Here is a 25,779-nt window from a genome sequence, read left to right on the forward strand (position 1 = left end):
CAAACCATGAAAAAAATAATCATTCCAATCAGTACTTTGTTTGTAGTGGGTCTCTCCCATGCACAGAGCCTGAACCTCAGTACCAATGAGAACTATGTGTATACAAAAACCTATTTGACGGATCCTGCGCTTTCCAATCCCAAAACTTCAGAGACCGTTCAATATTTAGACGGTTTGGGTAGACCCAAGCAGGTTGTGAATATTAAGGCTTCACCGTTGGGTCGTGATGTTGTGTCGCATATTGTGTATGACCAATACGGGAGACAGGCATTGGATTACCTTCCGGTACCCCAGGGCGGCACGGGTAGCGGCGCCATTGTCACAAACCCTTTGTCAAATGCAACACAGACTGATATTTACGGATCTGAAATCATTTTCGCGAAAAAAGAATTTGACAGCTCACCTTTAGACAGGGTAATGGAGCAGAAGCAGGTAGGTACGGCATGGAGCAGTAAACCTGTCAAGTTTGAATATGATGCGAATGCAGACGGAGAGGTCAAAAAGTATACGGCAACATTTAATTACTCTACTTTTGAGTCCTTGATTGTTCTGTCATCCACGGGATACGGTGCCAACCAGCTGTATAAGAATACGGTTATTGATGAAGATTTAAACAAGACGATCGAGTTTAAAAACGGCCAGGGTCAGACGGTATTGGTAAGAAAGATGCTGGACGGTACCAACAGTGCCGATACGTATTATGTATACAATGATTACAATCAGCTCGCTTACGTAATCCCGCCTCTGGCAGTTACGGCGAATGCCGTTGATACAACCACTTTAAATAATCTCTGCTACCAATATAAATATGACGCCAGAAATCGTCTGGTAGAAAAGAAACTTCCCGGAAAAGGCTGGGAATTTATGCTGTATGACAAACAGGATAGGCTGGTAGCTACCAGGGATGCCAATCTTGAGGCTAAAGGACAGTGGCTGTATACGAAATATGATCAGTTCGGGCGTATTGTGCTTACAGGAATCAGTACGGGAGGAACACGTACTACTGAACAGGCTAATGTAGAAACCTTTGGCAGTAACAATACGCCGAGAATCTCGGGAGTATCTTATACAAGTGAGGGGATGGATGTTTACTACAGAGCATTTTTGACATATCCTGATAATTCGAAGTATGTAAAACTGCTGAGCGTTAACTATTATGATACGTACGCTTCGTATGCTTTCAATCCTGCTTTTCCTACGACTGTGTTTAGTGCTCCTGTGATTACGGATGACAGTACGGGCAGCAATATAAGTACTAAAAGTCTGCCTGTGATGAGTTTTGTAAAAAACATTGAGGATGACAACTGGACGAAAAACTATACCTGGTATGATGAGAGAGGAAGAGCTGTAGCAGGTCATTCGATCAATCATCTTGGGGGCTATACGAAAACGGAATCCAATTTTGATTTTTCGGGGACTCCACAGCAGGTTGTAACCCGGCATAAGAGGCTGGATTCTGATACGGAAAGAGTAATTACAGAAACTTTTACGTATGATCATCAGAACCGTCTGCTGACCCATAAGCATAAAGTAGATAACAACACGGAAGAGATTCTGGCTCAAAATGATTACAATGAACTCTCGCAATTGAGAAACAAGAAGGTGGGAGGGACGAGTCTGGGCAGCGGTTTGCAGAGTGTAGATTACAAGTACAACATCCGTGGCTGGATGACACATATCAATGATCCTGCGAATCTTGGAACTGATTTTTTCGGTTATAAAATGAAATATACAGATCCTGAATATACCACTGCCGGTTCCGGCAGGTACAATGGAAATATTGCAGAAGTCGATTGGAATATGTCTACAGTTAACAGCCGGAAACGATATACCTATTCGTATGACGGTTTAAACAGATTATTAGATGCTGTCTATACAGAACCGGATCAGACAGATCCCAATACCTTTTATTACAATGAGAATCTAACCTATGATAAAAACGGCAATATAAAAACGCTCAAAAGATTTGCCTATCCTGATGTGGGCAGTACGATAGCAATGAAGGTAGATGATCTTGACTATCAGTATGAAGGTAATCGTCTCACCCAAGTTATTGAGACATCTTTAAATATTGGGTATGAAGGTGGCAATGGAATTATAACTTACGATAGTAATGGAAATATGACTACAATGCCGGATAAAGGGATATTCAGTATCACTTATGATCATTTGAACCTTCCATCCAAAATGTCAATTTTTCAACCGTACAATCCTACTCTTGGAAGTTATAACATGGATTATCTGTATAGAGCAGACGGTGTAAAGCTCAGGAAAAAATTTACATCAAGTCCCGAGCGGGGAGGAGCTACCACTACAAAAATCACCGATTATCTTGATGGGTTTCATTACAATCAAACTCAGGTTTCAACTCCATGTTTGTTTTGTCCAATTGAATTTGCTTACGAAGAGCGTGCCTATCGGAAGGTGGATCCACATCCAATAGGATTGGAGCCTGCTTTTGTGCTGGATTTTGTTGGTACTTCAGAAGGATTTTACAGTTTTACTGAAAATCGTTACATTTACCAGTATAGAGACCATCTTGGAAATGCGAGAGTAAGTTATGCTAAAAAGACTGACGGCAGTGTAGAAATTACAGATACGAATGATTATTACGCTTTTGGTCTTAATCATATAGGTGGTGTAGACAAGGGTTATCTGGGAAGCTATTACAATTATAAGTACAACGGAAAGGAAATACAAGAGACGGGAATGTATGATTATGGAGCAAGGTTCTATATGCCCGATATTGGGAGATGGGGAGTGGTGGATCCTTTAGCTGAGAAGGATCGTAGATGGACGCCTTATCGTTATGCATATAACAATCCGATTAGATTTATTGATCCGGATGGGAGAAACGAAGATCTATTTATTAATGGTGAGGGTTCTGAGGATACTCTCAATCAACTGGATAAATCCTCTAATCTGACTCTCAGTAGAGATAAAGACTCAGGAAAAGTTAGTGTCGTTGGGGGTGAGGTAAAAACAAAAGCCGATCAAGAACTATTAAATGCAATAAACAGCAAAGTTATTACAGTAAATCTCAACTCGACTCTAGATCCTACAATACAGGATGGAAGTGGAGATCTTCTGTCAAGTTCAGGATCTTTTGATGGTAGCACAGTAAATGCAGATGGTACTGTAACAGTTAATCAAACAGTAAATCCTAATTTTGCGAGAGCTGTTGATGGGTTTGAAAATACTCCCGAAGGAGTAGGTGTTCTTCATGAAGGATTAGAGGGGTTTGAGGAGGGTAAAAGAGCTTATGAAACACAACAAGGATCTGGACCAGCAATTAAAGGCACTGAAGGGTACGCTAACTATGTCAAAGCGCACAAAAGTGCGGATAATATTGATCCAAGACATGTAAGAACTGCCGATCCTTATACGTCGAGAGATCCAGTAACTGGCCAACCAGTTCGAATATTAAGTAAACCCAACGGTAATGCTATAATTTTATATAATATACCACCTAAAAAATAAAAATATATATGTTTATGAAAATAATTTTCAAATATTTTTATATTATTTTATGTTTAATATCAATCAATATTTTTTCACAAAATTACAGTGGAAATTATCGAGTTGAAAAAATTTATAGAATAGAAAAAAATAACTACATATTATTAATTTCTAATAAAGACATAAAAGGATTTATTGCAAGTGATAATCCTAATTTAAAAATTGATTCCAAATCTGTTAAAATTAAATTAAATTATATATATAGGTTTGAGTTAATTTTAGATACAAGTTATTATAGGACTAGAAACCCAAGTGATGGTTTTGGTGTACTTTTAAAAAATGGTAAATTCAAAACAATATGGCAGCAAGAAAGAGACGGAATTTTACCATTAATCTTTTCGTCAAGTAATGTAAAAGGGCTATATCTAAATACTCAGTAATAGTGATACTTACTGCTTTACTGATCTTTTTATAGCTACTCTATACACAAAGTATTTAATTATTCACAACAGCAAGGAGTTACAAGAGACGGAAATGTATGATTATGTCCCAAGGTTTTATATGTCGGATGTTGGAAGATGGATAAAAAGATTAAAATGATTGAACTATTAGAATCAAATAATTTTGTCTGTCTTTACGACCACTCTTTGTAATCGTAATACTTTTTAATTTTGAAAGTAAAACATTTCAAAAATAGTCTGCCTCTAAAAAAGTTAAACGCTTTTTAGAGGCATTTTCATTTACAGGAATAGCAAAATGTACCTCAGAATTAAGAGTATCTATGAAGATTATAAAGCGTCATTTTTTCGCTAAGATTAATAGTATAAGAATTTTCAGTGGAAACTGAATTAATCAACAAATAGGTGAAATCTTTAATTGTATATTATAATATGCTAAAGTGCAGATGTCTTGTTAATATAGAATTTCGAGCAAAAGATAGAAACAATTAAGTAATGTCACTTATGACAATAATGATTTAAGATAACTATATAATTTTTGTAAATCTATTTTTACTTTATTTTCGGAATTGAAGATAATATTATATAGCTTTTCATAATTTTATATTCTATTAAGTTAAACTTTATAGCTGTAATGTTGCATTACAAAATTCGCTAAGCATATCAACTGCTTTCATTTTTAATCCAAAAACGACACTTCCCAAGTATGTGTATGAGACCTCGTTTATTATTTTCTAGAATAATTATAAAAAAAAATAACACGTCAAGTTCTGTCGCATTACAGCTCTATCTTTGTGAAAAATCAATCTTTTTCAATTATATTAAATCTCATTAATTTAATTCAGAAGTATTAAAAAATAATTAAATTAGCAAAAAATTAACAATCATTAAAAGACTCAATGATGAAAAAACTCTACATGAGTGCATTATTCTTATGCACAGTGACGGGCATTTCAGCTCAGGATGTGGTTTGGCAGAAAGACATCAAATCCTCCACTCAGGATTTTTTCTCGCAGGTCACTACAACCATCGATCAGCAATATTTAATTACAGGCAGCAGCATTCAGATGGCAGGAAAATCTGCAGCCTCCAATCTTACATCTGCCACCTCAAAACAGAATAACGGCTACGATTTTCATTTGGTAAAATTGAATCAGCAGGGTGAAGAAGTCTGGGAAAAATATTTTTCAGGACAGAATCACGATTTCCTATCAGCTACTGTGGCTACCCAGGAAGGTGGATTTTTAGCAGTTGGCACCTCGTTTTCGGGGAAAGGTTTAGACAAAAAAGACGATTCCAAAGGCGGATCGGATTTTTGGCTCATCAGAATCAATGAATTCGGAGACGAGCTGTGGCAGAGAACATTGGGAACTGCTCAGGATGAAGAAGCAAAGGCGGTGATTCAGACCACAGATTTTGGATTTTTTGTGGCAGGAAATGTACAGAATGCTCCGAAAGGGTACGGATCAAAAGATGTAATCGTTTCAAAATTAGATAAAAACGGAAGAGAACTTTCACAAATTATTCTGGGTGGAAAAGGATTGGACGAAGTGGAAAAGATGATTCCAACGATTGATGGAGGTGCATTATTAGGAATGTATTCGAGAAGTAATGTTGGCGGATCTAAGAAAACCGAAAACTTCGGAGAAGGAGACTTCTGGATTATAAAACTAAGCAAAGAAGGAAGAGTAGAATGGGAAAAGAATTTCGGCGGGAAAGGTGATGATCATTTAAGAACTCTGGCAATGACTTCTACAGGATTCATCGTTGGCGGAGAATCGAGATCCGAAAGATCGGGAAATAAAACGGTGGGAATTGAAGAAGGAACCGATGTTTGGTTAATCTCTTTAAATGACCGAGGTGACGAGCTTTGGCAAAAGTCTTATAGCTTTAAGAATAGAGATGTTCTGATAGGAATGAATGTGATTCAGAGGAAAGATGAAAGAGAAAAGAATAAGGATTTAACTCAGGGGATTTTATTGGGAGGTTATACTCAGGCGGAAGGAAGAATAGAAGCGGATGATGAAACATTCTGGATGCTTTATCTTGATCAAAATGGCAATGAGCAGTGGAGAAAGCACGTTAAAGGAGAATCGAGAAAAAAAGAAGAAAGATTGTCTGATATTAAACTCAACCGAGACGGTTCTATTATTCTGGCGGGTACGAGTGCGGAAGAACTCGGAAAGGAGAACTGGAAGATCGTAAAACTGGGAGACAAACAGTTGGATCAGCTGATCGAGAAGCAGGATATTAAGATCTATCCGAATCCTGTTTCAGATTATGCTTATGTAGAAATCGGTTTGGAGTTCAAGGAAGCAGATATTACTGTCTATGATATGGGAGGAAGACAGCTTCAAAGCCTGAAAACCAAGAATAAAGTAACCAAGATCAATACCCAGAATTTGATTCAGGGAGCGTATCTGGTGACCATCAAAACGGATACGAATAAGACTGCGAACGCTAAATTAATTAAAAAATAAAAACAAATGAAGAAAACAATTTTTGGAATCACCTCTGTGATTTTTGTGAGCTTGTTTCAATCACAATCATTGGGAATCCAGTCTCTACCAACAACGCCAAATGCCTCGGCAATTGAGAAATTTGTAAATCAAAATGTAGATTACTCTACAGGGATACCCGATATTTCAGTACCATTATATCATATTACCTCCGGTGATATAAATATCCCTATAAATTTAAAATACAATAGTTCTGGAATAAAAGTAAATGAAAATGCATCTAATATAGGACTTGGCTGGAGTCTTGCTGCCGGCGGTTCTTTCTCGCGCTCTATGCTTGGGATACCTGATGACTATTACAATCCCTTAAACCTTAGAGGCGGTTTTGCATATACTCAAACACCTGTATCATATATAGCTAATGCAAGTTCTTCTGACATGGTATCTTTGCAACAAAACATCAGCGATAACGCTTATGACGCACAGGCAGACCTATTTTATTATAATCTCCCAAATTCTTCTGGCAAGACTTCTTATAATCAAACGACTCATAAGTTTGTAGAGATGCCTTTGTCTAATAATAAAATCATCCCTATTTATAATACTTCTACCAAACTTATTATTGGTTGGGAAATCATTGAACCAGACGGAATAAAGTATATTTTTGGCGGTGATGAAAATTCAAGAGAATTATCTACAAATAATGGAATAAGCATCACAGGAGGATCAGACCCTTTAACATTACTTCCTCCTACCGGTCCTATTCCCAATCACTATACCAACTGGCATCTTTCCCAGATAATAGATACAAAAGGTAATATTGTGAGTTTTGAATATGATACCATTGCACAGATAAAGCAGGTCTCAAAAGGGATGAATACTAAGAGCAGGGAAAAGATAGCGCCTACGGTCTATACATCCCGAACATATTCTGAAAAATATCTTAAGAAAATAAGCTTTTCGACCGGATACGTAATCTTTACTCCGGATAGTAATATTCGTCTTGACTTAAATAATTCCAAAAGAATTGCTGAAATGAATGTTTTTTCCAATTCAGGACAATTCATAAAAAAAGTAAAACTTAACCATTCTTATTTCATTGGGGATTTAAACAGTTCCGGAGATTCATTTGCATATACTTCCATGCCTGTCACAAACCAAACCCATCGTTTAAAGCTGGATAGTGTAGAGGAGTCTTACAGCGATATTAATCAGCAACAAAAAAAATACAGATTTGAATATAATGACACTGTACTTCCTCACAAAAGCTCCTACTCTACAGATTATTGGGGATATTACAATGGTGAGCCAAACAGCAGCTTATTTCCCAGAATGCTTTTTCAGTATGGCATTAATCTATTAGAAGACGGAAATGCTGAAAGAAGTGTAAATCCTGAATTTATAACAGCCGGAATACTAAAAAAAATAACATATCCTACAGGAGGATTTACAGAATATACATTTGAGCCCAATACAGCTTCAGCCTTTGATTATTTACCGCAGAATGACACTGCTCAGCTAAGCATTGTCAATATCAAATCAAACTATCAAAAAAGAGCATACACTATTAATAAATCAACTTCAATATTTTATAATAATATCTTCAGATACTGGGAGTTTCCTTTTACTATTAACAGCAAACTGCACAGTAATCTTCAGCTCGAAAATTTTCAAATTACCGGATGTCCGGTTAATACAATAGATCCCGGAGGAAATCATATTGGAGGATGCAATTATATTTACAGCCTTTTGGATGAAACCAATCAGCCGGTTGATATCTCAAATGGCAGATGGATCAGTCTGCCTGTAGGGACTTACAAAATTAAAATTCAATATATGGGTCTTCCAGAGCCAAACTACGAGAGCCAGTCTGATTTTAATTTGAGCTTAACCATTAAGGAAGATCTTCAACCACTGATAAAAAGAGTCGGAGGGTTGAGAATAAAAGAAATCAGATCGTATTCTAATGATAACGAACTGAAATATAAAAAATATTTCAGCTACAACTATTTTGATTCTGAAGGTAAAGAATTAAGTTCAGGCTACACATTTTTGCCTACTTACGGAATGTATGGTCATATAACAGCAGCTCCGGGAGATGTCATCTATTCAGACAATGTATACTCATTTTTACCTGTTGGAAATACTGTTTATTCAAAAATTACAGAGTATTCAGAAGATGTCATTCATCATTCCACTCAAAAAATACTGCATACCTACGAATCAAATGCTAACAGCGCGGCGTCGCCTGTTATTAATTACGGCTGCCCGGATTGTATGTGGATCATGAATATGAATAATGTAGATAATAATTGGGAAAGAAAGAAAAATCAAAGCGAAATCTTATATAAAACAAATCCGTCAGGTCTTTATGAAGAAGTCAAAAAAGTTGATTATACCTATGATTATTCTCATTTAAATCAAACAAGAGAATCATTTCCGGCAGGTTTTTACTCATTCCAGTTTCCTGTAACAGGGTCTTCAACAAACGGAATTATTTCAGGGTTTTATTATAATTTCACCAATAACATGAGAATATTATCAAGAAAAGAAAAAAATATTTTTGCATCTGATAATAGTATTACAGAAGAGAATTTTTCTTATGGTAACAATATTTTTATGCCTATTAAAAAAGCAGTCATTTTTAATGACAACAGCGTCACCGAAACCTCTTACCAGTACTCCTACGAAAAGAACAACACAAGACTTATCAATGCCAATATGATTGGTATTCCTCTGGAGACGTCAGTTGTAGAGAAAGAAACCCCTTCAGACAGTGGAACACTGATTTCAAAATCGGAAACCAAATATGATGATGCTTCCCACCTTTTTCCGAGCTCGGCATTATCTTATAATCTTGAAAGCGGAAATGCTTCTTCAGAGATAACATTTAATCAGTACGACAACAAAGGAAATATTCTGCAGTATACCACCAAAGATGGAGTTCCTACGTCGGTGATCTGGGGGTATAACAATACCCAGCCTATAGCCAAGATTGAAGGCGCATTGTATGACAGCATCAAAAACAATCCTTTGATCACTGCCATCATTAATGCATCTGATTCTGATGCTACAAATCCTTCTGCGGAAGGCATTCTGATTACTGCATTAGATGCACTAAGAAATGACATCAGCTTTAAAGATTTTCAAATGGCAACGTTTACTTATGATCCGTTGATTGGTGTTACTAGTCTCACCCCTCCATCCGGGATCAGAGAGATCTACAGGTACGATTCTTCCAACAGACTTGATAAGATCGTCGATGAAGAAGGAAAGATCTTAAAAGAATATCAATACAACTACAAACCATAAAAACACAATGAAAAAACTTATTATCCCTATCAGTATGCTGTTTGTAGCGGGTTTTTACCATGCACAGGCAACCAATACAGAAAATTATGTACAGACCAGAGTGTATCTTGAGCCTGTAAGTACATCCAGTTCTACCGCCAAACAGATTCAGACCGTACAGTATCTTGACGGTTTGGGAAGACCGAAGCAGGTAGTGAACGTAAAAGCATCACCACAAGGAAAAGATGTGGTAACTCATATCGAGTATGATGGCTTCGGAAGACAGGTAAAAGACTTTCTTCCTGTTCCACAGTCCGAAACGATGAATGGGGCGATTATCTCTAATCCGCTGAATAATGCGACACAGCCTTCTATTTACGGTTCTGAAAAAATCTATGCCGAAAAGGTGTTGGAAAACTCACCTCTTGACAGAGTTTTTGAGCAGAAACAAGTAGGTAACGACTGGAACAGCAAACCCGTAAAGTTTGACTATGATGTCAACATTAACGGGGAGGTAAAAAAATACACCACCACAACGATTTGGGAAAACGGAGCCACAAAATCTGTCCTCGGTGAAGGCGGGAGTTATTCTCAGGGACAGCTTTACAAAAACACGGTGACTGATGAAGACGGCAACAAGACCATCGAATTTAAAAACGGGAAAGGACAGATCATCTTAGTAAGAAAAATACTTTCTGCAACCGAAAATGCCGATACGTATTATGTTTACAACAAATACAATCAGCTTGCTTTTGTAGTACCACCTTTGGCATCCGTAGGAACTGTGGATCTTACTGCTCTCGATAATCTCTGCTACCAATACCGCTATGACGGAGACGGCAGATTGGTAGAAAAGAAACTTCCCGGAAAAGGCTGGGAATATATGGTGTATGATAAAGCAGACCGACTGGTATTCACACAGGATGCAGTAATGCATACTACAGATAAATGGATTTTTACAAAATATGACAGGTTTGGAAGGGTAATCTATACAGGTATCGTAAGAGGTGAAGGCAGCAGATCGGCGTTGCAGAATATGATTGGAAATATTGTCATCACAGAAAGTAAAGACAATGCAGGATTTACCAAAAACGGAATGCAGATTTATTATTCCAACGGAATGTTTCCTTATCTTGAAACGGTACTGTCGGTCAATTATTACGACAGCTATCCTTCCTACAGCTTCAACCCTGCTTTTCCTTCAACGATTTACGGGAAAACGATCCTAACTGATAATGCAACAACACTGGGAAAAAGTACCAAAAGCCTTCCCGTAATGACGTTGGTAAAGAACATTGAGGATGACAACTGGACGAAAAGTTATTCTTATTACGATACCAAAGGAAGACCTGTCGGAAGTTACGCGATCAATCATTTGGGAGGCTATATCAAGACGGAATCTGAGCTTGATTTTGCAGGTGCAGTCTTGCAGACCAAAACCTATCATAAAAGATTAGATACCGATGTTGAAAGATTAATTACAGAAACTTTCACTTACGATCATCAGAACAGATTACTGACGCACAAGCATAAAATAGATAATAATACAGAAGAAATTTTGGCTCAGAATGAGTACAATGAATTGTCTCAGCTTAAAACCAAAAAGGTAGGGGGAACCAATGCAGCAGTACCATTACAAAATATTGATTACAAATACAACATCCGTGGCTGGATGACTCAGATTAATGATCCTAATAATCTTGGAAATAACTTATTCGGGTATAAAATCAAATACAATCAGGTAGACGGTTTACAGACACCCGATGCTACAGATACGGCTTTACAAGTACTTCCGAAATACAACGGCAACATTGCCGAAGTAGACTGGAAAACCTCTACGCAGGAAAATGAGCCCCTGAAAAGATATGGCTATGTTTATGACGGTCTCAACCGTTTATCGGCAGGATTTTATCAGAATGAAATGAACCCTTCTGTAAAAGAGTATAACGAGAAAGTAAGTTATGATCTTAATGGGAATATCAAAACCCTGAAGAGAACTGCTCACAGGTTGGGTACTACTTCTTTATTGATTGATAATCTTTCGTATCAATATGAAAACGGTAATACAAGCAACCGACTTCAGAAAATCTCTGATGCTGTTACGATTTCACAAGGTTACCCCTACAAAGCAACCCCTACAGATATAGGATACGATGACAACGGGAATATCACTTCATTCGCAGATAAAGGTATTTCATCAATTCAATATAATTTTCTAAATTTACCCAAGCAGATTACTCAGAATTCACAGGTAACCAATTATACTTACCGTGCAGACGGAGTAAAAGTAAAAAAGCTCTACAGTGATGTGGAAACGGATTATCTGGATGGTTTTCAGTATAAATATACTTATGCATGGGAAGATGAGACTGAAACCATGCAGAATGATGAGATGAAACTGAGAATCATCCCGACCTCAGAAGGATATTATGATGCATTACTCAATTTGTATGTATATAATTACACAGATCATTTGGGCAATGTAAGAATCAGCTATGCAGATTCAGATCATGACGGAAATATACGGGGAAGAGATCTGAGAGTAACGAATTGCTCGGGAGGCTTTTGTAATGATAGTTTTATTCCTGGAGAGATTGTAGCTAACAATACGTATTACCCTTTTGGAATGCTGTTCGATCATAATGCGCAGGCAAATAGCTCGAATGCTTATAAATATAAGTACCAAGGACAAGAGTTGCAGGAGACTGGTTTTTACTCGTTTAAGTGGAGAAATTACATGCCTGATGTTGGCAGGTTCTTTAATATTGATCCGCTTGCCGAAAAATTTACCTATAATAGTCCTTATGCATTTGCTGAAAATAGGGTTATTGATGGCAGAGAATTAGAAGGATTAGAATGGGTATCAAGCCGAAATTTAGAAAATAAAACCGTTAATTGGCATCTTACATATAAATCTGTTAATAATGCACCAGGAGTTCTTTCCAAACAGCAAATGTCTGCTTTGACAAGGGATCGTGAGGCTCAAATAGCTTCTTCTTATGGAGGAAAAGATTCTGCTGGAAATCAAGTAGGTATTACTTTTAATCAAAGTGAAAAAGCTACAATTTCATGGGAGTATAATATGGGTTTAGACTTAAATGGGGTTGAAAAAGCTGACAAATTAAGTGAGAATGCTAGAGATCAGGCAAATGTTACTACAGATGGATTGACCGATAAAATTGGTGATACTCAAAATAATAGAACTCAAATCAATATGGGTTTAACAAGTGGTATAAAATGGAATAAAGATGGATACATTGACTGGGAGAATTCAAATATAGCTACTGTTTCAATTACTGGTGCTCATGAAACAGGTCATGAATTGGGATTAAGACACACAGATAAAGAAACAACAAAGAATCCTCGAAGTTTATTAAAAATTACTCCTAAGGGTACTCAAATTAGCCCAGCCCAAAGAACCCAAATAACAGATTTAATAGAGCAACAACAGAAAAAAGAAGATAAATGAAAATAATTAAATATTTACAATTTACATTTTTAGTTTTATTACTTTACAGTTGTTCAAATGTTAAGCAAGTGTATGAGAAAGGTAGTTTACTTGAAGATGATAAACGATCAAATTTGTTAATTAAAAAATTTGAATTAGAAAATGAAAAAACCATACTGTATTTTACAGAAAGCTTTAATGATAATCATGTTAAAGTTGCTATTGGCGAAAAAATTATTTTTGACAGAAAGATAGAAACTCTTGAGCAACTAGGTTTCGCCGACTCCTGCATATTAGAAAATAGCAGTGATGTTTTAATAACTATAGATAACAAAAATATTTTGCTTCCCACAGAAAAACTAAAATTGTATAAATTTATTTATTTAGAAAAACATGGTGAAAGGTATATTGTAGCTTATACTAATAAAGCTCGTTCTTTTATGTAAAAAAAACAATAGGTAAAAACCCATCGCAGTTGCGGTGGGTTTTATGTTTTATAATGCTGCTACATTTTTATTAAAGAAGTCTTTAAATTTTTTCTTTGTTAAGAAAGTATCAATCATTTTAAAGACCATTGTTTTTTCTTCGGGTTCGAGTTCCTGTATTAGTTTTACTTGCTCAAGAATCGTTTTATCTTCTACAGTAATCTCTGTAGGAGTTCCGTCTTCATAATTAATAATCTGATCGGTAGTCATTCCGAAATACTTTGCAATCTTACTAAGAGCATCACCCACGGATTTTGTACAAAGAAAGGACGGAAGTATTTACTGGGATAATAATGCAAATTCTTATGGCACTGCAAAAAGCGGAGAAACATGGTTAGGAAAAACACTAAATTTTACTTTTACAAGTTATATTGATAAAAAACTATGGGATGTACCCTCATATGTTTCGTTAGGTCTTGATGCAACTGGTGTAAAATTGACAAGTAATATTTCCATAACCGGAAGAGAAAATGCTAATGGAGAATTAACAAGCATTGTAGGTACTGCTAGTGTAACTCCAGGACCAACACCTATAGGAACACCTCGAACATTTTATCCTGGAAAAGGTGGAAGTAATAATGTATTTGACTTTAATAATTATTCAGGCGGAATGAATGTTAATTTTGAACAACATTTAAGTGTGTCATCAATTGAGGAAACTGGTTTAAATTTGTGGGAATATCAAGTAGAAGATGTAGCTCAAAAACTAAATAAAAATTTTAACAATAGTAATGGTAACCTCAGCATTAACGCTTATACAAATGTTTTTCCTTCGGCTACTTTAAAATTAGACAATACAAATAGTTCCTTAATGCAATACAATCAGCCATCATATATTAAAACACATACCGCTCCTGATTCTAAAACAGAGAGAAACTATGGTAGAGGCGGTGTATCGGCTCCTAGGAAAGATTTCTCATATTATCCATCTATGTTTTATAAAAGAAATTAAAATGACCGAAAATAAAAAAAGTTCCGTTTTAAAGTATCTATTTTTAAAAAATTTAGTATTCTTTTTCATCTTAGCATTTAGAGAAAATCGATTTGCCAAGCTGGTGATAGACAAATCAGAAAGTACCTATGAATTAATACGTAATTCAGTGGGATATATACTTTGGATATCATTATTTTCATTGCTGCTGACTATTTTTTTTGCTATTCCTGTTTACTATATCTTAAAAATAAAACAAGCTATCAATATTTATTTGCTATTGCTTTTATTAATATTTTTAGATTATTTAATCTATCTTTTTTTCACATCTCAAGCATATTTTCAAGATATAAATGGGGTATATTTAATCAGTGTAGATGTAATATTTTTAGTTATATATTTTATTCGGCAAAGCTCAGTATCAGATAAAAAATAGTCTTTAAAAAAGTCAATATATTATAATGCGAGCCTACAGATTTATATATATGTTAACAAAAAACCCACTTTTTGGCAGTGGGTTCTTTTAGATATATATCATTTAAATACGTCAAATTTGCTGTTAAAGCATTTAGCTTTGTAAAATCACATATGATAGTATTCATATTAAATCTTTATAATGTGAATATAATGTGTGTTAAAAAAGTTAAATTCACACATAAAATAATAACCATAATAAATAAAGCACAATTTGAAAAAACTCTACATGGGTGCATTCCTTATATGCACTGCTACCGTATGGTGCGCTCAGTCTTCTTTTATATTAAATAAGCTACGAGTAGTCTATCGTCAGGTATTGAATTATCAACCTTAATTGTAAATTGAGTAATATAAATCTTTATAATGCTAAAAATATAAATGGGCTTATGATTATTATAATATGTCAGAGAGCTTAACTTTATATAATGCATCTAATAAACCTTATTAAATATATGTTTTAAACTATTCATTATAAATTTTTTATGGATATAGGTACATTATTAAACGATGAAAATTGGTTTGTAGAATACAACTTCAAAACTTACACTGTGAAATCAATACCTTATTTGTACCTTTATGTTATAAGTAATTGGTTTACAGTATTGTTATTTTTGAAGAAGTAAAATAAGACTCAGTGAGTCAGGCAATAATGAAATCCCCAAGCGTAAGCTTGGGGATTTTTTTTTGATTAAAATAGCAGGTTCAGAAATCCTCTTTGATGTCTAATACATTTTGCCGTTGAAAGTATTTCTATCAGAAGAGATTTGAGCAGGTAACTGCAGGATAGCGGAAATGGTGGATAAGTATACTTTTATAAAATTAATATATGAGAAATATCATGTTATTGGTTATTTCTTAACGATAAGAAAGATAAGAGTTGTTTTAACTACCAAATCACCCAATGAAAAAATCTATAATAACGCTTGGTATTTTACTGAGTACTACAGGATTTGTCTTCGCCCAAGAAGAACAAACGACCGGGAAGGTCAAGGATCAGGATACTATACAACCCAGTCCTGGTAATAAAACCAAAGATATTGAAGAAGTTGTCATCATCGCTTACGGCACACAAACCAGAGGAGAAGTTACCGGAGCGGTCGGAAGAGTAGATGCTGAAAGCTTCAAGAACAGACCAATTGCAAGAGCAGATCAGGCATTGACCGGTCAGATCGCCGGAGTCAAGACACGTGCTACTTCCGGGAAACCAGGAGAACCATTAGAAATCAGAGTGCGGGGTACAGCCTCAATATCTGCAAGCAATTCACCTGTTTATGTTGTCGATGGAATGGTAGTCGATGATATGGGAAATATCTCCCCCGATGATATTCAGTCTATCGAAGTGTTGAAAGATGCTGCATCCACGGCAATGTACGGATCAAGAGGTTCTAATGGAGTAGTCATCGTGACTACAAAAAAAGGTGCATCCGGAAAACCGGCATTTAGTTTTTCACAGTATTATGGTGTTCAGACGATTGAAAAGAAACTTGACATAATGAATAGCGCTGAATGGATTGATTACGCTTCTGAAGCAATAAATAAAAGATGGGTTGCTTTAGCTCCCGGTCATTCAGCATCAGACAGTTACGCGGTCAGAGCAAATTATTTCAATTTAGCAAATACCACCGATTATAATCTTGCCAATATCAATTACATGGTTGATCCTCGATGGGGAACCAATCAGGTTGATAATATTGACTGGCAGGATGCATTTTACCGTCCCGCATCCATTCAAAGCTATCAGCTTTCAGTACGGGGCGGAAATAAAAATATAAAATATCTGATCTCCGGGGCATATTTTGATCAGGAAGGCTTGGCTATCAATACGGGATTCAATAGATTTAATCTGAGTGCAGTTATTGATGTTAATATTTCAGATAAATGGAAAGCAGGAATTGCTTTACGACCAAGTTTATCCAAAAGTTACGGAGATACTGTTGATGGAAAAGACAATCAGGCACACAAAATGCTTTCAATGGTTCCTGTCGCAGAATTAAGTGCAGGTCTTTATACCAATTTCTGGAAAAATACGAGATACAGATGGGCGGGTTCTACTCAAAGTCCGATCGGGGTTATGGAACAGACTGTAAATGATACAAGCGAGTTCCGACTATTATCCAGCTTGTATATGTCTTACGATATTTTACCGGGTTTAAATTTAAAAATTTCAGGAGGAGCAACTAATAATTTTAATCTTAACAACGGCTATATACCGACGTTTGATCTCATCACCAATATTCCGGGACAGGTAAGTATCGGAAGCCGAAGAACAGTAAACTATAACAGATATTTAGGAGAACTTTTATTAAGTTATAAAAAATCTTTTGGTGAGCATGATATTAATGCAATCGCCGGTTATAGTGCAGAAAATTACAGATCAACCTCTCAATACAACCGAAACAAAGGTTTTCCCAATGACGATTTAAGAACATTCAACTTCACACAGTCTGCATCGGTGCTCAATTCAGAATTTACAGCTACAGAATGGATGTTGCTTTCTACCTTTGGTCGTGTCAATTATGATTATAAAGAAAAGTATATGCTATCGGCAAGCATCCGTAGAGATGGCTCTTCCAGATTTGGCTGGAATAATCTTTGGGGAACATTTGCAGCATTCGGAGCAGGCTGGAAAGTGGATCGGGAAGAATTCTTAAAAGATGCAAGCTGGTTGAGCAACCTTAAATTAAGATACAGTTGGGGAGAAAACGGAAATAATTCAATTGGTGATTACAGAGCATTTGGAACGCTTTCCGGAGGAAATTATTCATTCGGAGGAAATTTGTCTAACGGTTTAATACCCAACACTATTCCCAATCCTGATCTGACTTGGGAAAAAACACAGTCATCTGATTTTGGTTTTGAATTAGGGCTTTTTAACAGAATTGATTTTACAGCAGATTACTATATCAAAAAAACCAAAGACCTTCTTCTGCAGCAGCCCATACCATATGTAACCGGATATAATGTGATGTGGAAAAATGTTGGTTCTGTTCAAAACAGAGGTCTTGAGCTGGATTTAAGTACAAAAAATTTAACAGGAGAATTCAAATGGAATACCTCTGCGAATATTGCATTCAATAATAACAAAGTTTTACAGTTAGGGACAGATAATGCACCTATTTATACAGGTTTCAGCAGCAGTACCAATATCATAAAAGTAGGAGAAGAGCTCAATTCATTTTATCTTTATGAAGCTATTGGTGTACTTTCTACAGCAGATATCAATAATACAGGAATTGCTAAAACAAACGGAGCAATTGCGGGAGACGTTAAGTATAAAGATGTCAACGGTGATGGTATTATTAATGAAAACGACCGTCACATCATTGGTGGGCCGACTCCTGATTACTATTGGGGTTTTACCAATACATTTTCGTATAAGAATTTTGATCTTTCAGTATTCTTTCAGGGTCAGAAGGGAGGGTACAGTTATGCATTATTAGGTCGTGCAATCGATCGCACAGGAATGGGAACTACAACCAACGTGATGGGAAACTGGGCAAACCGCTGGCGTTCTGACGCAGATCCGGGAGACGGAAAAACACCACGTTTAGACGGAACTACAGGAAGTCTTCTCGATACCAGATGGTTGTATGATGCGACTTACATTCAGTTAAAAAATGTAACATTAGGTTACAATTTTGATCAGGATTTAGCAAGCAAATTAAAAATTTCTAACCTGAGAGTATATGTCAGTCTGGAAAACGTCTGGAGGAAAGACCATTATTATGGTGGTTACAATCCTGAATCTGTACAGTCAGACGGTACAGATTATGGCGCCTACCCAAATGCAAAGGTGTATATGATGGGCTTAAACTTTAACTTCTAAATTTTATTAAAAATGAAAACAACCTACAAAAAAAATATATTTAAAACTTTCAGAAACACATTACTTGTCTCAGCATTACTCTTTGGAATGATCAGTTGCGAAGAAGATCTGATGCTGGAACCGGAAAATAACATTACTCAAAACTCTTTTTATACCACCGAATTGCAAATTCAGCAAGCCTTGTCAGGAGTATATTCCGGGATGATAAATGCTTCCTCCAGAGGAGGTTTTGATGTTAATTTTTATTTACTTGCTTCGGAAGTTCGTTCTAATAATTTCAATGCAATTTCACAAAATGGAAACAGAGATTACTACGCAATCAACCGTTTTCAGGATACTTCTTCAACCGATGAAATGGAGATTCTTTGGGAAGATGCCTATCAGATGATTTCTTACGCCAATAATATCCTGGCAAGAATAGATGCAGTGCCTTTTGCAGATCCGGCAATAAAGGAGCAGTACCGTTCTGAAACCCGGTTTTTAAGAGCATATGCTCATTTTGAGCTCATGCGAAATTTTGGAAAAATTCCCCTAATTGACCATCCCGTAAGTCCGCAAGAAGCAGCAACTATACCCAGAACAGATTTGGCGACTCTTTACAATTACATCACTTCAGAAATTGAGGCTTCCGTTGCGGGTTTAAAAAATGTATATGACGCAAAAAATAAAGGAAGAATTACAAAATCTGCGGCTCATGCCATGTTAGGCAGAATTTATCTTACAGGATCCGGCTATCCCCTCAACAATGGTTCTTATTTGGCAAAAGCGAAAGATCACCTATTCGCAGTCATTCAGGGGGAAGGACAATTTGTTACATTTGCTACTAATTATGCAGATTTATTTAAGACTGCCAATGATAACAAATACCATATTTTCGAAATCCAGCATATCAGTGGTGGTTTGTCGCAAGGCTCTTATCTGCCAAGTTATGTTTCGCCGACCTTTGGTGTCAATGATCCACTGTATAATCCTCAAGGAAGCTTGTTTAGCTCGGCCGAACTGGGAGTCTCCCAATCGCTGATCAACTCGTATGAAACGGGAGATCTGAGACGTGCTTTAACCATTAAAACTCAATTTATAGCGCAAAACGGACAGCCAGATAATGCAAACTATTTCATTAAATTTCGTGAACCGGGAATGGTTCTTACCAATCGATACGACTGGCCCATCAACTTTCCGGTTATTCGATATGCAGACGTACTGTTGATGTATGCCGAGGTTTTAAATATACAAGGAAGTACAAGTACAGCTGTTCCTTATCTCAACAGAATCCGCCAGAGAGCAGGTTTGTCTCCACTTTCTACATCAATCTCAGCTGCAGATTTCACTACAGCACTTCGTAAAGAAAGAAGAGTAGAGTTTGCCGGTGAAGGAGTTTATTGGCACGATTTGGTACGTTGGAATACGGGAGTTGCCGTTATTAATCAGGCTGCTGCAGATCTTAATTATAATTTTACCATTACCACCAATGATTATCTGTATCAGATTCCTTTATCCCAAATTCAGGTAGCGGGATATGAGCAGAATCCTTAATTATTTTTAGATTTAAATATAAAATCCCCGCGCGAAAGCAAGGGGATTTTATTTTGTAAAAGTCTCTGAATTATATTCTCGTCTCAATGATTGAATTTACGAATAACTAATACCTTAAGAAATTATGTGTAGGAATAAAAACGACAGCGCCCAAACTAAAAGCTTGGGCGCTGTCTATTGCAAAATTTAATTCTTCTTAAACATGATCTCATCCAGTCGGGTCTGGTTAAGATAAATCTGCTGAAACTCAATTGGCATATACTGATACAGAATATTCCATTGTTGGCTGTCAGTATGTTTTTTTAAGCTTCCGAACGATCTGATAAATAGATTTTCGATAATGTGCTTCACATTGAAAGTTCCGTTTTTGTAAAGCCATTCCATCATTTTGATATTCCGGTTGACGATATTGATTTTAGATTCCTGCAAAAGAACTTTCAGATAATCGACGGTCGATTGAATGATCGCAGGAAAATTGTTCTGTGCAGAAAGCTGCGCTATTTCGTTCTGAATTGTTGGATAAAATATTTTCAAATGCTCAATTGCCTGAGTCTCATTAATAGTATCGGCTGCAAAATTCTCCATTGTTTAAATATTTTTAAAACATTCTAAGACTAACTAAAAGTGTACCAAAATCATCTGGAAATTTAAAAAATTATTGATTTGTTTAATCTCGAAATTTGATTTTAAAATTTCTGTAGAATCCTCTATTGATCGGTATTCTACGACTTTATATCAAAATTTGTCTTTGTAAGTGTTTGATTATTAAATCTATTTGTTTTGAATAAATTTTAGAAATATGTAATCAAACCTTTGAAATCTGTAATGAAATTGAAAACAAATATATAACAGCAATATTTTTTTACTGACAAGTTTAAAAATAATCAAAACCTCTTCTATAATTGTGTCATAAATTTGAAAATGTTAATCAAAAACAAATAATTGAATTTTCAAAGAAATCTGACCGAGATGAAATAGATTTGAAATTAGAGCAAAGCAATCAGCGAAGAAGCATATAAATTCCAACACCAATACCTGCGTAAACAAGTATAGTTATAATATCTGACAGTGGTTTCGAAAAGCGTTTTTCTGCAATAGCGCCAGTGTCGATTTGATTCTTATGTAATTTCAGGATTGCTTCAGGTTTATGTAATCGATGAGCAACCAAAGTGTCACCTTCCCATTTGTCAACTATTATTTTATATGATCTCCCATCAACTTTAATTTTATAATTTTTAGTAGGCTGAAGCTCGTTTTGGATATTGATGGGAACAAGTACTTGTTCATTAACCGTCTGCTTTGATTTCTTATCTTGAGTTTCGGTTGCTGTATTGTTGAGTTGAGCAGAAGCAATATTTTCATCAACAGCTTTTTTCTTTGATTTCTGACCATTTTCTGGTGGTAAAGTCACTTGTTTTTTACGTTGGTACGTGTAGCAACTTGTAATAAAAAATGATAGTATAATGAGATATAGATATTTTTGCATTATTCAAATTTAAGAATTAAACGTAACATTTTGTGTTTTCTTTTGAAGGATTTTATTTTCTCTATAAAAAATGCCTAGAAACTCAATAAATTAAATGGTGTTGCATTTATATGTTAAATCCACCTTATGATAATATATTTGAGAGACAAGATAAACAATTGTCGCAAAGCGATTTGGAAATTTTTACATACTTCAAAAATCCATTCAAAAACTTTCGGCGGAAACTACAGCAATATCCCAAGTTTTTAATCTTAGAAAACTTCGTTGAGTGAAACACCTTTCTGAAACGGTGTGCATGAAAATTAAAAAGACTTTGTGCGCTTTGCTTTTTAAAAACACTTTAACACCATTTTTTCATCAGCAAATTTGCGTTTTTAATACAAAATTTTGAATTTTTTTTTGTCGTTTTTAATCTTTAGATTGAATATCTTTGCAGTCCACAAAAAATCAAAGATGTTTTCAAAAATTGTAGTACACAGAGTCGGAAATAAAATCAACGGAGAATCTCTTTTACTTTCTCAGGAAGAGCTTGAGCTGGATGAAGGAACCGTAGAATTATTAGAGAATTATTTTTTAGGATCATTTAAAACCGAAGAAACCTATCAGTTTTACAGTGACTCTTACCTCGTCAATAATCCTGTTTACAGTTATGTTTCCGAAATTTTTGAAGATAAAGCAAAGTTTCTTTGGGAATCTGAAAATCTTGCCAAACATCTTTTTGAAGCAGCTGAAAATCCTAGAGTTCAGGGTGGCGAGTTGTTTGTGGTTTATTTTGAAGACGAAAGAGAAAGCGAAGAAAAAGTAGATAAAATCGGAATTTTTAAAACCGAAAAAAGAGAATCTTTTCTGAAAATTTTTCCTAAAAACGAATCATTTGAGATTGATAAAGATCAGGGAATCAGCCTTTCAAAAATAGATAAAGCAGCGTTGATCTACAACAGCAGTAAAGAAAGCGGATATGTACTTTCTGTAGTAGACAACAACAAGAACGGAGATATGTACTACTGGTTTGAGGATTTCCTCAAAGTAAAACAGCGTGATGATGAATATTTTCACACGCAGGAAGCGTTGATGGTTTATAAAGACTACATTACCAAGCAACTTCCACAGGAATTCGAGGTTTCAAAGGCAGATCAGGCAGATTTTCTGAATCAGTCGATCAATTTTTTCAAAGAGAAAGAAGAATTTAAGTTAGATGATTTTACAGCTGAAGTTTTGAAAGATGAGCATGTAATTGAAAGTTTCAACAACTATAAAACAGATTACGAGCAGGAAATGCAGATCAATATTGCAGAAGAATTTCCCATCAGTGAAGCAGCGGTAAAAAAAACGCAGAGACATTTTAAAAGCATCATCAAATTAGATAAAAATTTCCATATTTACATCCATGGAGACCGGAAAATGCTGGAACAGGGACAGGATGAAAAAGGAAAATACTATATGCTTTACTTCGATAAAGAAGTATAAATCAAATAGGGATTTCGCAAAAATTAGCATTATAAAATGTGAATCATTACAATTCACAGGGTGAATATTAAGAAAATATTTATAATAATTGTGATTTACGGCTGTGTAATCGGAAAATAATGTTAAGAAAATATTAAAAAAAGATAATTATTATTAATTATCCGTGCAAATTTCATCTCATGTACCACAAAGTAATTTTTAGGAAAAAAAATGATTAACTTTGATATCTTTAAGTGTTATTTATGAATTTTGTTGAATGTCATGAAGAGCCCATCCATATTCCGGGCTACATACAAAGTTTTGGGTATCTGATTGGCATCGATTCAGAATCTCAGACCATTACTTTCTTCAGTGAAAATATTACAGATATTTTTAATGTTGAAAATTCTGAAATATTTTTTGGTAAAAAAATATCAGATTTTCCGGAGCTTTTTCAGAGTGTTATGGCTTCTGATCTCTTTGAATCATTAGAAAATCTTACCAGAAGAGACAACGAAATTTATTTCGACAAAATTTTTATCGGCGAAAAAGAATATCATTTCTCTGTTTTTCGCAGTCAGGATCATATTTTCTTTGAATTTGAAGCCGTCATCAATAATCCTCACAAACGCATTACCAATAAATACGATAACTTCTACATCATTGATAACGAAAAAGAAATCTGGGATCAGCTTCTGGGAACGCTTTTCAATATCATCAATTATGACCGCATTATGGTCTATAAATTTATGGAAGATGGCTCTGGTAAAGTAATAGCCGAAAAAACCAATAAAAATATAGAAAGTTATCTAGGTCTTCATTATCCCGAATCTGATATTCCTAGACAGGCACGCGAACTTTACAGAAAGAAAAGAAAGAGAATCTTCAGCAATGTGTACTCTGAGCCCGTGAAAATTCTCAGCAAAACGATTGACAAGATAGATCTCACTTTTTCGGCATCTCGTGCAATGTCGCCTATTCATGGGCAGTATGTCAAAAATTCCGGCTCATCTTCAAGCTTCAGCATTTCCATTATTATTGATGATCAGCTTTGGGGATTGGTAACCTGTCAGAATTCTGAGCCCAAACATATTGACCTGGAAGACCGCGTACAGGCAGGGATTTTTACTGTTTTGGCATCCAATGCTTATTCATCTTTTAAGTCCAAAAAAGAACTAGAATACCGTTTGGATCTAAATTTAAAAGCTTCTCAGCTGAAATCTGAATTTTTAAAATACAATACTTTATTTGAATCTCTTGTAGAGAACAAGACTGCAATCAGAAACTTTCCCGAAGCTGACGGTTTGGCCGTTGTGTCTGAAAATTATATCGTAACAGACGGGGTAACTCCGGAACGGGAAACGATTCACAAAATTGTAGAATGGGCTTACCGGAATACGGAAGAAATGATCTTCATCAGCCGTAGTTTTCTTAAAGATTTTGGTGAAGAATTAGGGCTTGACGAAACGGTGGGCGGAATTGTTATTTATTTTGTTGAAAAAAGTAAAAACGAGTTGCTGATGTGGTTCAGAAAAGAATTTGACGACCATATCAACTGGGCTGGAAACCCGGAAAAGAAAATCGAAGTATTCTCTCAAAATGGAGAAGTAAAAAAAATCGTCTCACCAAGAACGTCTTTTGAAGCTTTTAAAGAAGATATTAAAGGGAATTCCAGAAGATGGAGCAGCAGAAACGAGATTGCAATACAGGCGGTGCGCGATGTGATTTTAGAAACTTCTCATAAACAATATGTTACGATAAAAAGACTGAATGAACAGCTTAAAAAAGTAAACGAAGAGCTGGATAGTTTCTCGTATACGATTTCCCATGATTTAGGAACTCCACTGACTGTCATGAAGCTGAATGCTCAGATGTTGCTGAAAAGTCTTTCTGAAACTTCAGATAAAAATAAACATAAGATCAGCTCAATTATTGACGAAATCGATAATATGGCTGAAATGATGCACGATGTGCTGCAGCTAAGCCGCGCAAAACATAGTGAAATCGAACTGGAAGATCTCGAGACGAAGCAAACTATTGAGAAGATTACCGAAAATGCTAAACTGACTTTCGACAGTCCCGACAGTATCGTGGTCATCAAAGATTGTCCGAGCGTTTTGGCAGATAAGACTTTGCTTCATCAGGTTTTTCTGAATATCATCAACAATGCCATAAAATATTCGTCTAAACAGGATCAGCCGACTGTACAGATTGAAGGGAAAGAAGAAGGTGATCAGGTGATCTACCGAATCATCGATAACGGTATCGGAATTCCTGAAACTGAGAAACACAGAATGTTTAAGATCTTCAACAGAATGGATAATGCCAGAAAATTCAAAGGAAACGGAATTGGTCTTTCGATTGTGCACCGTATCATGAACAGAATTGGCGGAAATGTAGATTATGAAAGCAATAATAACGGAACCTGTTTTATTTTGACGTTTCAAAACCCTAAATTTGTGAAACTTTAAATCTGAATA

15 protein-coding genes are annotated in these 25,779 nt (G+C 35.6%); 12 read left to right on the forward strand and 3 right to left on the reverse strand.

Features of this window, described 5'->3' with window-relative positions; all coding sequences use genetic code 11:
• Positions 1–6: 6 nt before the first annotated feature.
• The 6 genes from AC4FQ5_RS08795 to AC4FQ5_RS08820 all read left to right on the forward strand — a co-directional run bounded on the left by AC4FQ5_RS08795 (position 7) and on the right by AC4FQ5_RS08820 (position 13,561).
• Complete coding sequence (locus AC4FQ5_RS08795) at positions 7–3,480, forward strand: DUF6443 domain-containing protein (RefSeq protein ID WP_491142528.1); 3,474 nt, start codon at positions 7–9, stop codon at positions 3,478–3,480.
• 14 nt (positions 3,481–3,494) lie between these two features.
• Positions 3,495–3,899, forward strand: a complete 405-nt coding sequence (locus tag AC4FQ5_RS08800; RefSeq protein ID WP_491142530.1) for a hypothetical protein — start codon at positions 3,495–3,497, stop codon at positions 3,897–3,899.
• 917 nt (positions 3,900–4,816) lie between these two features.
• A complete protein-coding gene (locus tag AC4FQ5_RS08805) occupies positions 4,817–6,397 on the forward strand; it encodes a T9SS type A sorting domain-containing protein (protein ID WP_491142532.1) in 1,581 nt (526 codons plus the stop codon).
• A gap of 6 nt (positions 6,398–6,403) precedes the next feature.
• Entirely contained in the window at positions 6,404–9,688 is a 3,285-nt protein-coding gene (locus AC4FQ5_RS08810; protein WP_491142534.1) for a SpvB/TcaC N-terminal domain-containing protein, read from the forward strand.
• Positions 9,689–9,695: 7 nt separating this feature from the next.
• Positions 9,696–13,136: a DUF6443 domain-containing protein gene (locus tag AC4FQ5_RS08815; RefSeq protein ID WP_491142536.1), complete on the forward strand. Its 3,441-nt coding sequence runs from the start codon at positions 9,696–9,698 to the stop codon at positions 13,134–13,136.
• Complete coding sequence (locus AC4FQ5_RS08820) at positions 13,133–13,561, forward strand: hypothetical protein (RefSeq protein ID WP_491142538.1); 429 nt, start codon at positions 13,133–13,135, stop codon at positions 13,559–13,561. Before AC4FQ5_RS08815 ends, AC4FQ5_RS08820 begins: the two co-directional genes overlap by 4 nt.
• Before the next feature lie 48 nt (positions 13,562–13,609).
• On the opposite strand, the gene AC4FQ5_RS08825 is transcribed toward AC4FQ5_RS08820, so the two are convergent.
• On the reverse strand, positions 13,610–13,810 hold the full coding sequence (locus AC4FQ5_RS08825; protein ID WP_491142540.1) for a hypothetical protein: 201 nt from the start codon (positions 13,808–13,810) through the stop codon (positions 13,610–13,612).
• A 226-nt stretch (positions 13,811–14,036) separates the two neighbouring features.
• Here AC4FQ5_RS08825 and AC4FQ5_RS08830 point away from each other — a divergent pair, with 226 nt between their 5' ends.
• From AC4FQ5_RS08830 to AC4FQ5_RS08845, 4 genes are all read left to right on the forward strand, one after another.
• The gene (locus tag AC4FQ5_RS08830; protein ID WP_491142542.1) at positions 14,037–14,552 is read left to right on the forward strand and encodes a hypothetical protein; all 516 of its coding nucleotides are present in this window, start codon (positions 14,037–14,039) and stop codon (positions 14,550–14,552) included.
• Between the two features lies 1 nt (position 14,553).
• Positions 14,554–14,967: a hypothetical protein gene (locus AC4FQ5_RS08835; protein ID WP_491142544.1), complete on the forward strand. Its 414-nt coding sequence runs from the start codon at positions 14,554–14,556 to the stop codon at positions 14,965–14,967.
• Positions 14,968–15,909: 942 nt separating this feature from the next.
• On the forward strand, positions 15,910–18,834 hold the full coding sequence (locus AC4FQ5_RS08840; RefSeq protein WP_491142545.1) for a SusC/RagA family TonB-linked outer membrane protein: 2,925 nt from the start codon (positions 15,910–15,912) through the stop codon (positions 18,832–18,834).
• Positions 18,835–18,846: 12 nt separating this feature from the next.
• Complete coding sequence (locus tag AC4FQ5_RS08845; protein WP_491142547.1) at positions 18,847–20,367, forward strand: RagB/SusD family nutrient uptake outer membrane protein; 1,521 nt, start codon at positions 18,847–18,849, stop codon at positions 20,365–20,367.
• Between the two features lie 186 nt (positions 20,368–20,553).
• Here AC4FQ5_RS08845 and AC4FQ5_RS08850 read toward each other — a convergent pair whose 3' ends face one another.
• Positions 20,554–20,952, reverse strand: coding sequence for a DUF7674 family protein (locus AC4FQ5_RS08850; RefSeq protein ID WP_491142549.1), 399 nt, complete (start codon positions 20,950–20,952; stop codon positions 20,554–20,556).
• A 415-nt stretch (positions 20,953–21,367) separates the two neighbouring features.
• Positions 21,368–21,853 carry a hypothetical protein gene (locus AC4FQ5_RS08855; protein ID WP_491142550.1) on the reverse strand — a complete coding sequence of 162 codons (486 nt, stop codon included), beginning with the start codon at positions 21,851–21,853 and terminating at the stop codon, positions 21,368–21,370.
• A gap of 453 nt (positions 21,854–22,306) precedes the next feature.
• On the opposite strand from AC4FQ5_RS08855, the gene AC4FQ5_RS08860 reads away from it, so the two are divergent.
• Positions 22,307–23,320, forward strand: a complete 1,014-nt coding sequence (locus tag AC4FQ5_RS08860; protein WP_491142552.1) for a nucleoid-associated protein — start codon at positions 22,307–22,309, stop codon at positions 23,318–23,320.
• Positions 23,321–23,562: 242 nt separating this feature from the next.
• Entirely contained in the window at positions 23,563–25,770 is a 2,208-nt protein-coding gene (locus AC4FQ5_RS08865) for an ATP-binding protein (RefSeq protein WP_491142553.1), read from the forward strand.
• Positions 25,771–25,779 lie beyond the last annotated feature (9 nt).

It is taken from the genome of Chryseobacterium sp. DT-167 (genome assembly GCF_058310155.1).

Coding starts and splice junctions, on each gene's coding strand:
- AC4FQ5_RS08795 (WP_491142528.1), top strand. CDS start 7: ATGAAAAAAATAATCATTCCAATCAGTACTTTGTTTGTAGTGGGTCTC.
- AC4FQ5_RS08800 (WP_491142530.1), top strand. CDS start 3,495: ATGAAAATAATTTTCAAATATTTTTATATTATTTTATGTTTAATATCA.
- AC4FQ5_RS08805 (WP_491142532.1), top strand. CDS start 4,817: ATGATGAAAAAACTCTACATGAGTGCATTATTCTTATGCACAGTGACG.
- AC4FQ5_RS08810 (WP_491142534.1), top strand. CDS start 6,404: ATGAAGAAAACAATTTTTGGAATCACCTCTGTGATTTTTGTGAGCTTG.
- AC4FQ5_RS08815 (WP_491142536.1), top strand. CDS start 9,696: ATGAAAAAACTTATTATCCCTATCAGTATGCTGTTTGTAGCGGGTTTT.
- AC4FQ5_RS08820 (WP_491142538.1), top strand. CDS start 13,133: ATGAAAATAATTAAATATTTACAATTTACATTTTTAGTTTTATTACTT.
- AC4FQ5_RS08825 (WP_491142540.1), bottom strand. CDS start 13,810: ATGACTACCGATCAGATTATTAATTATGAAGACGGAACTCCTACAGAG.
- AC4FQ5_RS08835 (WP_491142544.1), top strand. CDS start 14,554: ATGACCGAAAATAAAAAAAGTTCCGTTTTAAAGTATCTATTTTTAAAA.
- AC4FQ5_RS08840 (WP_491142545.1), top strand. CDS start 15,910: ATGAAAAAATCTATAATAACGCTTGGTATTTTACTGAGTACTACAGGA.
- AC4FQ5_RS08845 (WP_491142547.1), top strand. CDS start 18,847: ATGAAAACAACCTACAAAAAAAATATATTTAAAACTTTCAGAAACACA.
- AC4FQ5_RS08850 (WP_491142549.1), bottom strand. CDS start 20,952: ATGGAGAATTTTGCAGCCGATACTATTAATGAGACTCAGGCAATTGAG.
- AC4FQ5_RS08855 (WP_491142550.1), bottom strand. CDS start 21,853: ATGCAAAAATATCTATATCTCATTATACTATCATTTTTTATTACAAGT.
- AC4FQ5_RS08860 (WP_491142552.1), top strand. CDS start 22,307: ATGTTTTCAAAAATTGTAGTACACAGAGTCGGAAATAAAATCAACGGA.
- AC4FQ5_RS08865 (WP_491142553.1), top strand. CDS start 23,563: ATGAATTTTGTTGAATGTCATGAAGAGCCCATCCATATTCCGGGCTAC.